Genomic DNA, 14,360 nt, shown 5'->3' on the forward strand with positions numbered 1-14,360 from the left:
TCGTTTTGATTATTTACTTGTTAGTTGTTACACACGAGGAATGAATAAGTTTCCTAGTGTTGCTGCCATGATTGCTTTGATTGAGTGCATACGGTTTTCTGCTTGCTCAAATTGACGTGCATATTTACTGCGGAATACTTCGTCTGTTACTTCCATTTCAGTGATGCCGAAGCGTTCTTTCATTTGTTCACCGTAAACTGTCTTCGTATCATGGAAGGCTGGTAAGCAGTGTAAGAAGATCAAACGATCTGTATTGTTTGTTTTTTCGATCATATCCATATTGATTTGGTAAGGTTTCAATAATTTGATACGTTCTTCAAATTTATCTTCTTCACCCATTGATACCCAAACGTCTGAGTAAAGAACGTCTGCTCCGTCAACCCCTTTAGCAACATCGTCAGTGATCATTAATTGTGCACCTGATTTCGCTGCAAACTCTTCAGCCATTTTCACGATTTCTTCTTCAGGTTGTAATTCTTTTGGTGCAACGATACGCATGTTTGTTCCTAAGATTGCACCTGTTACTAACAATGAATTCGCCATGTTGTTACGTCCATCGCCACAATAAGCAACTGTGATGCCTTCCACTTTACCGAAGTTTTCTTGGATCGTTAAGAAGTCAGCGATCATTTGAGTTGGGTGCCATTCATCAGTTAAACCATTCCATACAGGTACGCCTGAGAATTCAGCTAATTCTTCCACCATTTTTTGGCTGAAACCACGGAACTCGATTCCGTCAAACATACTACCTAATACTTTGGCAGTATCTTCTGTAGATTCTTTTTTACCTAATTGGATGTCATTCGCACCTAGATATTCAGGATGCGCACCAAGATCGATTGCTGCAGTTGTAAATGCTGCACGAGTACGTGTTGATGTTTTTTCAAATAGTAATGCAATATTTTTTCCTTCTAAGTAATGATGTGGGATGCCACGTTTTTTCAAATCTTTCAAGTGTTGAGAAAAGTCGATCAAATATTGTAACTCTTCCTTTGTAAAATCTTTTTCTGCTAATAAACTTCTTCCTTGAAATACTGATTCTTTCATATGAACATTCTCCTTTAAAATTGTATTCTATTTGATAGTACATAAAGTACTTGGTATTAAGAGGAAATCTGATGGCAGCTGACAGTGACTGCCATCAGGAATAAACTATTTTAAATCTTCACGAACTAACGGTTGGCTCATGCAACGAGGGCCGCCACGACCGCGTGACAATTCACTTGAAGTGATTTCCAATACTTTGATGCCGTAGCTTCTCAATAATTCGTTTGATACATAGTTACGATTATAAGTAACTACAACCCCTGGAGCGATCGCTAATGTGTTTGAGCCATCATTCCATTGTTCACGAGGTGCAACGATCGCATCGCCATTACCTGTTGGGATCAATACAAGATCATCTAAACCTAGAACTGATTTCAATGACTCTTGTAAATCATCTGAATGAGAAATTTTGATATCATCGCCAGCTTGTTCGATTGTAAAGACGTCCATTTTTCCTTCTTTACTTTGGATCGCTGGGTGGATCGTGAATTTGTCATGGTCAACCATTGTAAATACTGTATCTAAATGCATCATCGCACGATTATTCGGAATCTTGATTGCCAAGACTTTTTCAAATCCTGCGTTTTTCGCAAATAAGTGACGTGCTAAACGCTCGATCGCTTTTGCATTTGTTCTTTGTGAGATACCAACAGCGACAACTGTGTCACTAAGGATCAATTCATCCCCACCTTCGATATGATCTGGATTTTCGCGATCCAACCATACGTCAACACCTTTATTTGCAAAACGTGGATGGTGGTTCAAAATGTATTCTGTGAACATTGACTCACGACGACGCGCTTCAAATGCCATTTTATTGATTGTCATCCCATTTCCCATTGATGCGGAAGGGTCTCTTGTAAAGTATAGGTTTGGCATTGGGTCCATGTAGAATGGATAGTCGTCATCAGATGATAAATCGTATAAACTACGTGATTTCACATCGATATCTTTTGTACGGACACCCGCCATGATCTTATCTACCATATCTTGAGTTTCCATTGATAGAAGGAACTCATGAAGACCATCTCTAACAGCATTAGATGCAATAAAAGATTCATCTAACATTTTATTTAAAAATTCCTCTTTGACATTACCTGCATCGATTGCTTCAGCCGCTAATTTCTCTAAATATAATGTTTCAGCGCCTTCACTTTGGAGCACTTGTGCAAATTCATCATGCTCAGCTTGTGCAATCGGTAGATACGGAATGTCGTCGAACAACAAACGATCCATAATATCAGGTGTTAGATTTTCCACTTCTTGACCAGGTCGTTTTAATAATACTGTCTTTAACTTTCCTATCTCAGAGAAAACGTGAATCGGTTTATCCATGTTGTGTTGCCTCCTTCGTTTTGATTACATACTTAGAATAAACTGCTTTTGTAATCACTTTCATGCTTTTCTCGCATTTTAAATGAGAAGAATCTCTCATTATTAAAGCTTAATTAAATAATTACACATTTTTGCATCTTTTATTAATAATTTCTCTTTTTTTTATACTGAAAACTCTATCAAAAAAATTTTTATTCATCAAAAAAATTTTTCTGTATATTTTTAAATCCCATTTAAATTAAGGTTGTTAGCGTTTACTTTATGTATATTATTTGTTTTTTATACACTTTTATGATCACTCATCAAATTATATTCATCTGTTTTGTATAAATCCTACATAATAACAAACGCAATTGATTTTTTACAAAATATAGCTTTTCTCGGAATGTATTATGGCTTTACAAAAGAAATAAAAGAAGTCACAATAGAATTAAAGAATAATAGGAAGCAGGGATGTTCATGCGTGTAAATAAAATCGATTATCATTTTTCTAAACTCAGATATCAACCTGATTTTGAACACTTTACTGATGAGGAATTTGAAGAAATCAAAGAGCAGACTGTCCTACGTTCATATAAGAAAGGACAAGTGCTTTTTGATGAAGGAGATGAGCGGCAACGTTTCTATGTCTTAACAGAAGGATTGATCCGTTTAGAGCGTTATGACGAAAGTGCGACTTATTACTACTATGATTATGTCACAGCAAATAATCTCTTTCCAATGTCTGGTATTTTTGAAGAAGAACCTTATACGTATACAGCACAAGCCATGACAGATATCGAGACTTTTTATTTTCCTGTAGCTTGTTATGAAAAAATCGTCAAAAACAACCCCAATCAATTGATTTACATGATCCAGAAGTTAGGAAAAGTCGTTCAGATGCACGAACTACGCATTCAAATCGGCTTGACCTCCAGTGCTTTTGACCGAGTGAAACAAAACCTATTTGTTTTAAAAGAAGAATTAGGAATCCCTACAGAAGACGGTCATATATCGATACCCTATCCGATCACGTTGAAAGAACTAGCAGTCAATAGCGGTACCACTCGTGAAACCGCCGGACAGGTGATTAAACAGCTGAAAGACTCCGGCTTGGTGAATTATGACAAGAAACGGTTCACGTTTTGTAAGGAAGCAGTGACGCCGGGGTGGCGGGAGTGATTCTTTGCCATCCTCTTTTGATAAATAAAAAAAGAAGTAAGTAATCATTCACTTACTTCTTCTCTCTTGAATAAATGAAACAATAGGATTTGTTCTCATTACTACTGTAAAGATAAAATACAGGGTAATAGCAATTAAACCTTGTACTATATTAGTTATTAAACTTGCTTGCATAGAATTAGTCAATATTCTGGTGATAATCATCATTGCAAGTGCTGAAATAAAATAAATACTTATTCGCCGAAAATTAAAAGAAAAGTTAGTAGATTTGAGAAACGAGCGCACTCTTACTGCAGTAACAAAGAATTCAGCCAATAAATTAGAAATGACAACTCCAAAAAAACCGACAGTTGGTAGTAAGATTAGATTACTTATAATGTTTATACCTGCACCAATAATCACAGATTTATTATATTCTCTAACTTTACCTATAGGAATAAGGTACTGTCTTGAAACAGCCATACCTAGCGGAATAATTACTATTAAAGGAGTAAAAAACGGGATAACATTATTAATAAATAAGAACTTTTCCCCAAAAAACCATGGAACAAGCTTATCATATACAGTTAACATCCCAAACATGATCGGTAAACTAAAAAACAACTGTAGATCAATCGTTTTATCCATCAGCTCTACAATTCGCTCAACATTTTTTTTAGCAAACAAACCACTCATATGTGGAAGTAAAACAATATCAAGTGTAGTGATGATTGTTATAAACACGGTATTTAATGTGAGTGAGTTTGTATAAAATCCAACTGCTGAAGCCCCTATGAATAAGCCTAATAAGGTCTTATTTAAATTCGTATATAAGGTAATCGCTACTTGGGGTATAAAGAATTCAAACGAGCCTTTGATGTGACTAAAACTTTTTTTTAGATTTATTTTTTGAAATGTTATATAAGGTTTGATAAAGAACCAAACTAACACTTGTGAAACAAATATACCAGCTGTTTGGATCAAAATATAGATACCTACATCATTTGAATCTTTAATAAAAAGCAGTATCAACACAAAAGTAATTATTTGAACGAATAAACTCGATACACTAGTTAACTTAAAATCTTCAATTCCCATAAAGAACCATGATATATCAAAAAGCACTGCTAAAATGGTTAAACTTTGAAAATAAAAATAATTACTGTTAGGTAAGAAACTGACAACAGCAATGTAGATAAAAAATACTGCTAATGTCAATATCGCTTTAAATACAACAATTTCCCAAAATAATTTAGAGATGTCCTCTTGTCGATTATACGCAAGTGCGATTTCTCTGTTCCCATACATAGCTACACCTAAGCTAGCAACTAGTACAAAATATTGTGCGATTGAATTGGTATAGTTGAAGATCCCTATTCCAGCAGGACCTAACGCCATAGATACTATAGGTATGGTTATAATTGGAATAACTATTTTCATTATCTGGAATATGGATTGATAAATGAAATTACGAGCTATGTTTTTCACTCAATCAATCCCTTCTAAAAATATCTCTAGTATAAACTTTTTCTTCAACGTCATCCAATTCTTCATCAAATCGATTGGAGATGATTACATCACTTAGATTTTTAAAATCTGCTAGTTCAGGTATCACCGGAAAACCTGAAAATTCCTTCTCATCTACAGTAGGTTCATATACAATAACAGAAATACCTCTCGCCTTCAGTCTTTTCATTACTCCTTGAATTGAAGAATAACGAAAATTATCTGAAGCAGCTTTCATAGTCAAGCGATAAATCCCTACAACTTTGGGACTTCTAGCTAAAATTTGTTCAGTGATAAAATCTTTTCTCGTCGCATTTGCATCAACGATTGCACCAATCAAATTGCTTGGGACACCACTATAATTTGCACGCAGTTGCTTAGTATCCTTTGGTAAACAATACCCTCCATAGCCAAACGATGGGTTATTATAATGCGAACCAATTCTAGGATCTAGTCCGACACCTTCGATAATTTGCTTACTGTCTAAACCATTCGATTCAGCATAAGTATCAAGTTCATTGAAATAAGCAACTCTTAAAGCTAAGTAGGTATTTGAAAACAATTTGATTGCTTCCGCTTCTGTTGAATTCGTCAATAGTATTGGGACCTCATTATCATGAGCATTCTTCTTAAAAAGATTAGCAATTTCTTGTCCCCTACCTGAGTTTTCGCCAATCACGATTCTTGATGGGTGAAGGTTATCGTACAGGGCTTTACCCTCACGCAGAAATTCTGGTGAGAATATTATCCTCTCCGTTCCATACTTTTTCTTTAATTCTTCCGTGTACCCTACAGGAACAGTTGATTTGATTATAAAAGTAGCATCTGATCGGATTGCTAAAGCTTGTTCGATTACTTTTTCAACTGATGAAGTGTTAAAATAATTCTTCTTTTCATCGTAATCTGTTGGGGTTGCAATAATTAAGTAATCACCGAAAATCACAGCTTCTTCAAAGTCTTTGATAAAATTAATTTTTAGATTATCCTTTTTTAAAAATTCACTAATTTCTTTATCCTCTATAGGAGAAATTCCTTGATTCAACTGGTCTATTTTTTCTGTTACAATATCATATGCTTTGACTTCTTCGCTTTGGCTTAGAAGTAGTGCATTTGCTAGGCCAACATAACCTAAACCGAATACTGAGATATTCAAGCTCTATTCCTCCTTGATTGTTTCAATGATAAGATTCTTCTTGGTACGATTAATGCAATTAAAGGTTTGATAATATAAATATATTGTGTTGGTGATAGCTTGAGTTTCTTAAAATTTCTATATCTAAATTTGAATTCACCAATTCTATTTTCCCAAGAAATCTTGTTATAGTAATTCTTATCTTGATAATAATAAACAAGCTTTTCTTGTATATTGAATCCCCTAAATCCATTTACATACAATCGCAAGTATAAGTCATAGTCCTGACCTCTCACAGTTTCTTTAGAAACCCTATAGCCTTGAACACTCTCTAATGCTTCCTTTCGAAACATTACTGATGGATTAATAAATGGACTAGTTTTTAGCAAGTCATTAATTTCAGGTTTATCTTTAATTATCAACTCACCATATATACCATCTTGATCCCAAAGATAAGCATTACTTCCAACAAAATCATATTCAGGATGATTATCTAAAAATAGAACTTGCTTTTCCATTCTTTCCTCGTGACAATAGTCATCATCATCTAGTTGCATGATATACTTTCCAGAAGATTTTTTTATTGCTTTATTACGCGTATAGGCACTTTTAGAATTTTTTTCATTTTGATAAATTTGAATTCTTGAATCTGTTTCTTCCAGTTCCTTTAATATTTCCCATGTACCGTCTGTTGAGCAGTCATCACAAATAATGATTTCAAAATTTTGGTAAGTTTGTTTTAAAATAGAGTCTATAGCTCTTTTAATTGATTTCTCCGCATTAAATGTGGGTACAATAACACTTATCATTTATTTTCTCTCCTAAATTAGCTAATAACATAAAATGAAACATTTTATTTAACTCTTGAATTTTTGAAATAATCAGAAACTGATTTATTTGAAAATAACATTGCTAATAGAATCCATAGTATTCTCGAGTTTTGCAGAGATATACTGAAGGAAAAAAATATTGTTCCAAGAACTAATGCAACAACTATCCAGTTTTTATTAAAAAGTTCAATAATACTTTGTTTTACTAAGAATATTAAACCAACAACTAACGGACCAATTCCCCACTCCACTGCTAATTGTAAAAAGGTATTATGCGCTATAGTTGGACTACCACTTATTACTTTGGCTACACTTGAGTAATCCATAAAACCTATCCCCATAAAGTGAGTATCATTAATAAGTCTATAAGCTGTTTCCCATGCGTCTACTCTCCCTGAACCACCCTCGGTAATTGCACCACTAAAATTTTCAAATACAATGTATATTCGTTCCAGTTGAGGAACTGATTGTGTAAATGCCAGTAAATCTGTCATGATTGAATCGAAGAATACATAAAACATAGTCAAACTTCCACTTATTACTAAGAACAAAGTTGCTAACTTAGCAGGTGACTTACTTTTTGTAAAAAATTTTTTTAAACTCAGTACACTTAACATACAAATAAAAACAATTAGACCAGTCTTTGAAGCCGATAGCAAAATTGTCGTAGGATATATAATCATTGCCAAAAAATTTGTTAGTTTTCGTTTGAATCCTTTGAGATACCAAATACAAAACCCGCATATTTGCATATAAGCGAAATAATTAGGATCATTCATAAACCCTCTCATACGTATCTCACCAAACAATACAATAGACCGTAGAGCAGATGGGCCAATAAAATAAATTATTAATGATAAAGTACCTAAAATCAGGCTTCCATATTTTAATCCTTTAAAAAAAAGTTCCTTTGTTTTTGGATTTATGGTCAAAACAGAAATAAAAAGAATAAAATAGAGCAAGCTGATTATAAACTTTTGAAAAGTAATAAATATAGGTATAAATGATATTGAAATATTCAACCAATTTGATATTTGCATAGTCGAAAAGAATCTCAAACTCAAGAGTATAATAAAGTATATAGTTGTTTTTTTTGTTAAATAGATTGACTTTGTCAAAAATAATAATATGATCAAAAAAATCATGAAAACATCACTGACAGAAACATTTATACCTAGAAAAATCTGTGTGATATTTATTGTGAATCCTATCAAAAAAATAAATCTATCAATAACTAATTTTTCGTTTTTTTTTTCTTCCAATGATGTTGAAATATCTGTAAATTCCATTCTCTTCCTCCTAAAAGGATGTTGGTTACTCACTGTATATATCACTTATTTGCTTTATAACTATCTCTTCACCATATTTCCTTATTGATTCGCTTGCAATTTGAGCATATTTCTTTATCGGAAGATTTTCTGAGAAGAAATCACTTAGCGAGCCTATTAAATCTATATTATCGGTGAACAGTATTCCATTTTCTCCTTGAGTGATCAAATCCATATTTCCCCTTATATTAGATGCCATTACAGGAACTCCATTAGCCATGGCTTCCATAACTGAGACTGGAAGCCCTTCTCTTTTTGAAGGGAAAATAAATAAATCACTAATCTTCAATATCTCAATGATATCATTTCTATAGCCAAGCAGTTCTATTTTATGTGATAGTCCAAATTCATTTATTTGACGAATTAACTCATTTTCTAGAGGACCAACTCCACAAATCAAGTATTTGAAATTTTTATTTTTAAATTCTCTCAATGCCTCAATTACAACTTTATGATTTTTATTATCATTAAGTTCTCCCACAGATAGAATAACTTTCGCTTCTACATCAATCCCCAATTCTTCTCTTTTTTTCACTCGATCAATAGGTTTATTACATGCTTCAAGAGGTAACCCTACACCATTTACTAAATAGACGTTCTTAGCAAAAAAATGATCTGATGCACGTTGAAAATCCTCTTGATTTATAGTAATCAGCGTATCTGTATATCTAGACAAATATTTTTCAATCGGATAGTAAAAAAGCCAGTTTATTGCACTTGCACCTTTATAAAAATGAAAACCATGAGCAGTATAAAATACTTTAGTTTTCAATTTTTTGCATGCTAATCGAGTAATCATAGATGCTATAGGTGTATGGGTGTGAACGATGTCAAAATCTTCTTCATTAACAATACTCTTAAGACTTTGGTATGCAGATAAATTATATTTTGAGAATGGACTTCTACTAAACGGGATTTGATAAACTTCAATATCATAATCTTGAAAAAATGGCTTTAGAGGTTGCTCAATTGAGCAACCAACGCTTACTTCATGCCCTTCATTAATTAACATTTCAATATGTGGAATAAGAAATGCATTTAAAGTATTAGATATTGTCGTTACATATAAAATTTTCAGTTTGTATCATTCCCTTCAAACTTCTCTATCGTTACGCTAGAACTTGAGCTAATACCTTCGTGTCTAATAACTTTATTGATTGTTAAAAAAAAGATTATAATATCATGCATAAATGTACAGTTTTCTACATAGTAGCAATCATACTCAAACTTCTCTCCCCAACTAATCGCATTCCTACCCTTGACTTGCGCTAATCCAGTCAATCCTGGGCGGACGCTATGACGTTTTCTTTGATTCTCATTATATAAAGGCAAATATTCAACTAATAAAGGTCTTGGACCCACAAAGGACATATCCCCTTTTAAGATATTCCAAAGTTCAGGTAATTCGTCTAAACTGGTTGCTCGTAGTAATTGTCCAAATTTCGTTAACCGAACATTATCAGGTAAGTAATTTCCATTTGCATCTTTTGCATCCGTCATTGTACGAAATTTATACATGGAAAAAATGACTTCATCTTTTCCAGGTCGATCTTGCTTAAATATGATTGGAGAGCCCAATTTAATTTTTACTAAAAGAGCTACGATTAAAAGAACAGGCGATAAGACAACAAGAGCAAGAGCTGAGAAACATATATCTAATGCTCTTTTTCCCCATTTCTGATATACGCTTTTATTATTCATGTTGTAACACTCGCTTAATTGTTTTCACGACTCGAGACAAATCTTCATCTGTCATCTTCGTATCTGATGGCAAACACACACCAGTATTAAATAATGTTTCAGCAACATTATTTCCAACATAATCATATTCTGCAAAAATTGGTTGTAGATGCATTGGTTTCCAGACAGGACGTGCTTCGATATTTGCTTTATCCAATTCATCCATAAGCATATTCGTATCCACATCTGAAAGCAAAATCACACTTAGCCAATAATTAGGTTGATTCCATTCATTTTCAGGCATGAAGGAAATGGAAGGAATGTCAGATAGTTCACGTTTATAGTAATCATAAATATATCGTTTCTTGTTGATTCGGTCTGACAATACTTTTAGCTGTCCTCTGCCGATCCCTGCTACAATATTGCTCATACGATAGTTATAGCCTATTTCATTATGTTGATAATGACGTGCTTGTTCCCGGGATTGTGTTGACCAAAATCGAATTTTTTCAATTCTTTCTGGATTATTTGAAACAGCCATTCCTCCACCAGAGGTGGTGATTATTTTATTCCCATTAAAAGAATAGATACCATATTCCCCAAATGTGCCAGTATATTGACCTTTATATGTTGTACCTAGTGACTCTGCCGCATCTTCGATCAAGGTCACTTGATATTCTTTACATATCTTGATGATTTCATCTAAATCTGCAGATAAACCGTATAAATGAACGACAACTACTGCTTTTGCTTCAGGATATTTCTCTAAAGCGATTCTAAGTTGTTCAGGGTCCATATTCCAAGTTTCATTATCACTATCTACAAACACTGGTTTTGCACCTTGATAGACGATAGGGTTTACAGTAGCTGAAAATGTTAATGATTGACAAATCACAATATCATCTTCTCCAACCCCAGCTGCTTTTAATGCTAAATGGATGGCTGCTGTACCTGAAGTCAATGCAGCCGCATGGTCAATCCCTACATACTCAGCCAATTCTTTTTCAAAGTTATTGACATTTGCACCAAGCGGAGCAACCCAGTTGGTGTCAAATGCCTCCTTGACGTATTCTTGTTCGTATCCTTCATCACTCATATGTGGTGATGCTAGGAGTATTCGTTCATTTTCCATCTTAATCCCAACTTTCTATTATTTTTGCAGGCACACCCACACTTTTTGTATTGTTATGAATATCCTTAACAACTACACTTCCTGCGCCTATAATATTTCCTTGGCCAATCGAGACTTCTGGTATCACTTTAGTTCCGACTCCGATTTCATTTCGATTGCCTAATAGTGCATAACCAGACAGATTTACATTTGGATAGATTGAATTATAGTTTCCTATCTTTGAATCATGCCCAATTGTTGAATAGATATTGAACATATTGAAATTACCTATTGTTATATCGGCTGTATAAGTTGTGTAAGGCATCAAAATGTTCCCTATACCTAGTTGTACATTCAATCCTACTAAAGCAGTAGCATCAATCAAATTTGGAAATGTCAGATTATTATTACCTTTCAATTCCAAAAAAATTTTTTCCTTAATATGCGGATTAGCAATTCCTATAAATACAGCAATCTTTAGTTCCATTTTTGTTAATAATTCTATTTTTCCTAGCACTGGTATTCCAACAATTTTTTCATCTACCGTCTTGACATCATCAACAAAGCCAATTAACTCATATTCGGACTGTCTACTTAATAAAAAGGCGAGTTCTTTACCGAATCCTCCAGCACCAACAATTATTGCTTTCATGACACTCCCCCTACTTACTCGAAGCCCTCGCAAATGCTACGACTTCTTTTGCTAGCTGTTTGTCATCGTCGGATAAACCTGTTACAAATTCCATGACTTCTTGGATCGGGTAACCTTTGATATTCCCGACAAAAATCTTTTCATACACCTGTTCATCATTTCGTTCTTTGTCCAATAACAGTTCTTCATACAATTTTTCGCCAGGTCGAATGCCTGTTTCGACGATTTCGATTTCTTCTTCAGTGTATCCACTCAAGCGGATCATATTTCGTGCAAGATCTAAGATTTTAACTGGTTCACTCATATCTAAGACAAAGATTTCGCCACCTTTGGCTAATGCACTCGATTGGATGACTAAACGGCTTGCTTCTGGGATCGTCATAAAGTAACGGGTCATCCGAAAGTCGGTGATCGTGATTGGTCCGCCTTTTGCGATCTGTTCTCGAAAAACAGGGATCACGCTTCCGCGGGAGCCTAATACATTACCAAATCTTACGGCCGAAAACTTGGTACAGTTTTCTCCATTCAAGCCTGTCACGATCATTTCTGCGATTCGTTTGGTGGCTCCCATTACATTTGGTGGGTTATTTGCTTTATCTGTGGAAACCATTACAAAGTTTTTGACATTCGCTTCTTTGGCAGCCTCAGCTACGTTTTTTGTTCCTTTGATATTGTTTTTTACTGCTTCTCTTGGGTTATATTCCATCAACGGTACATGTTTATGTGCTGCTGCATGATAGACGATATCTGGCTGATGTTCTTTCATGATATGGAAGATCTTTTCACGGTCTTGGATATCAGCAATAATTGGAATGATTTCTGTTTTATTATAAGAGGGATCTCCTGATAGTTCGCGATGAATCAAATAAATCGAGTTTTCACCATGTCCTAATAAGAGTAATTTTTTTGGCGAAAAAGCAAGTACTTGACGACAAATTTCTGAACCAATAGAGCCTCCAGCTCCGGTAACAAGTATGACTTTTTCTGAGATGTGTGATTTTAGTTTGTCTAAATCTAATTTGACTTCTTCTCGTCCTAACAAGTCGACTACGTCGATTTCTTTCAAGCGAGAAACATTGATTTTCCCTGATGCGATTTCTTCAATCGAGGGCATGGTATTCATCTTGACTTCTTTTGATTCGATAAGATGGAAAATTTCACGAATTCTTTTTCGTGGCAAGGAAGGTATCGCGATCGTTACCATGTCAATCGACAATTCATCGATCAATCTTGGTAAGTCTTTGGTATTCCCTACGACTTTTATCCCAGACAAATATGTTTTATATTTGTTCGGATCATCATCCACAAAGCCAATCACTTCCAAATCGTTGATTGCTTTTGAACTAAGAATACTATTGCATAGGATACGTCCGCCTTCGCCAGCTCCGATAATTAGTGTTCTGTGTTTGTTTAGTGGCGATTCTTGACGCTGTGCTTTATGTTCGATATATATACGCCAGAATAAACGACTGCTGATGATGAGAAACATAGATAAGATGTAAGTTAATAATTGTAATCTAAGGCTGATTTTTTGCATAAACAAATATTGAATGATAAATGATGAAATAACGGTACAAGTAATGGCTGAAAAAATAGCTGCCATCTCATTTAAATTCGTATATCGATTGATTCGCGTGAATGTTTTGAACAGCATGCCATATCCAATATAAAAAATTAGTGATACGCCTAAATTCACGGCTAAATAATCTTGATCGATACCAACAAATGGTGTCATAAAATAATAGCTTGATAATATAGAGATGCCTAATAACAAACTATCAACCAAAACTAAAATGATTACTTTTCTTCTTCTAGTAAGTTCAAACAACCCCTGCGCCCCCTAAAACTTTTATACAATAGGTCGAAAATCTTTTGCATGCACTTGCTCCCCATTGATGATGTCTCTTGTTACTTGATCCATTTCTTCGATAACTCTTGGTCCAAATTTTTTCTCTACGATACTATAGGCTTTCTCCATATAAAAATCCCGATCTTTTCGACTATGGGCATCTGAGGCGATCATCTGGACAAGCCGATGTTGAACCAGTTCTTCACTTAACTTCTTGATCTGTTTGCCATAAACTCCTGCAATACTTGGTGCAGTCAACTGCGCCAAACAGCCCATATTCAAGTAGGGTAATAATAGATTAGGACTTTCTTGAAAACCACGGTTCCGCTCAGGATGGACAATGATTGGTACGATCCCCATCTGACGTAATTCATAAAACAAACTTTCTGTGTATTCGGGAATGCTGTTTGTTGGTAGCTCAGCTAGCAAATAGCGATCGGTAACATCTGCAAAAAGAATCTTGTCACTTTTAATTTCATCTATTAGATTTCTTTTTATTCGAACTTCTTGTCCTTCAAATAAAGTTAGGGGGATGGACTGTCGATCGAGTTCTTTTTGCAAGTCTTCGACAGCTAGTAATACATCTGCTTTTTCATTGGTGAAACGTTGATTGTGATGAGGGGTGCATAAAATGTGGGTGATTCCTTGTCGAACAGCTTCTTCTGCCATGGCGATCGATTCTTTAACCGTTTTTGGTCCGTCATCTATACCAGGTAAAATATGACAATGTAAATCAATCATTTTTGCTCA

At 34.5% G+C, this 14,360-nt stretch carries 13 protein-coding genes; 1 reads left to right on the forward strand and 12 read right to left on the reverse strand.

Annotation, left to right across the window (positions count from 1 at the left end):
• Window positions 1–27: 27 nt before the first annotated feature.
• Window positions 28–1,047 (reverse strand): ornithine carbamoyltransferase, encoded by a 1,020-nt coding sequence (argF, locus tag EM4838_RS08095; RefSeq protein WP_010735175.1) that lies wholly within the window; start codon window positions 1,045–1,047, stop codon window positions 28–30.
• Between the two features lie 105 nt (window positions 1,048–1,152).
• Window positions 1,153–2,382, reverse strand: coding sequence for an arginine deiminase (arcA, locus tag EM4838_RS08100; RefSeq protein WP_062805084.1), 1,230 nt, complete (start codon window positions 2,380–2,382; stop codon window positions 1,153–1,155).
• A gap of 459 nt (window positions 2,383–2,841) precedes the next feature.
• Between arcA and EM4838_RS08105 the strand changes: the two genes are divergently transcribed.
• Window positions 2,842–3,543 carry a Crp/Fnr family transcriptional regulator gene (locus tag EM4838_RS08105; protein WP_023519859.1) on the forward strand — a complete coding sequence of 234 codons (702 nt, stop codon included), beginning with the start codon at window positions 2,842–2,844 and terminating at the stop codon, window positions 3,541–3,543.
• A gap of 48 nt (window positions 3,544–3,591) precedes the next feature.
• Here EM4838_RS08105 and EM4838_RS08110 read toward each other — a convergent pair whose 3' ends face one another.
• From EM4838_RS08110 to EM4838_RS08155, 10 genes are read right to left on the reverse strand one after another with little or no spacing between them, the layout of a single operon-like run.
• Window positions 3,592–5,010: an oligosaccharide flippase family protein gene (locus tag EM4838_RS08110; protein ID WP_010735172.1), complete on the reverse strand. Its 1,419-nt coding sequence runs from the start codon at window positions 5,008–5,010 to the stop codon at window positions 3,592–3,594.
• Between the two features lie 4 nt (window positions 5,011–5,014).
• Window positions 5,015–6,181, reverse strand: coding sequence for a nucleotide sugar dehydrogenase (locus EM4838_RS08115; protein WP_071867873.1), 1,167 nt, complete (start codon window positions 6,179–6,181; stop codon window positions 5,015–5,017).
• The gene (locus EM4838_RS08120) at window positions 6,178–6,969 is read right to left on the reverse strand and encodes a glycosyltransferase family 2 protein (protein WP_010735170.1); all 792 of its coding nucleotides are present in this window, start codon (window positions 6,967–6,969) and stop codon (window positions 6,178–6,180) included. The genes EM4838_RS08115 and EM4838_RS08120 overlap by 4 nt, the downstream gene beginning before the upstream one ends.
• Window positions 6,970–7,013: 44 nt before the next feature.
• On the reverse strand, window positions 7,014–8,279 hold the full coding sequence (locus EM4838_RS08125; RefSeq protein WP_071867872.1) for an O-antigen ligase family protein: 1,266 nt from the start codon (window positions 8,277–8,279) through the stop codon (window positions 7,014–7,016).
• 25 nt (window positions 8,280–8,304) lie between these two features.
• A complete protein-coding gene (locus EM4838_RS08130) occupies window positions 8,305–9,396 on the reverse strand; it encodes a glycosyltransferase family 4 protein (RefSeq protein WP_071867871.1) in 1,092 nt (363 codons plus the stop codon).
• A complete protein-coding gene (locus EM4838_RS08135) occupies window positions 9,393–10,019 on the reverse strand; it encodes a sugar transferase (RefSeq protein WP_071867870.1) in 627 nt (208 codons plus the stop codon). The genes EM4838_RS08130 and EM4838_RS08135 overlap by 4 nt, the downstream gene beginning before the upstream one ends.
• Entirely contained in the window at window positions 10,012–11,130 is a 1,119-nt protein-coding gene (locus EM4838_RS08140) for a DegT/DnrJ/EryC1/StrS family aminotransferase (protein ID WP_071867869.1), read from the reverse strand. The genes EM4838_RS08135 and EM4838_RS08140 overlap by 8 nt, the downstream gene beginning before the upstream one ends.
• A gap of 1 nt (window position 11,131) precedes the next feature.
• A complete protein-coding gene (locus EM4838_RS08145) occupies window positions 11,132–11,761 on the reverse strand; it encodes an acetyltransferase (protein WP_071867868.1) in 630 nt (209 codons plus the stop codon).
• A gap of 10 nt (window positions 11,762–11,771) precedes the next feature.
• A complete protein-coding gene (locus EM4838_RS08150; RefSeq protein ID WP_071867867.1) occupies window positions 11,772–13,589 on the reverse strand; it encodes a polysaccharide biosynthesis protein in 1,818 nt (605 codons plus the stop codon).
• A gap of 21 nt (window positions 13,590–13,610) precedes the next feature.
• The gene (locus EM4838_RS08155; RefSeq protein WP_071867866.1) at window positions 13,611–14,351 is read right to left on the reverse strand and encodes a tyrosine-protein phosphatase; all 741 of its coding nucleotides are present in this window, start codon (window positions 14,349–14,351) and stop codon (window positions 13,611–13,613) included.
• Between the last annotated feature and the right edge of the window lie 9 nt (window positions 14,352–14,360).

The organism is Enterococcus mundtii (assembly GCF_002813755.1).
GTDB classification, from domain to species: Bacteria; Bacillota; Bacilli; order Lactobacillales; family Enterococcaceae; genus Enterococcus_B; species Enterococcus_B mundtii.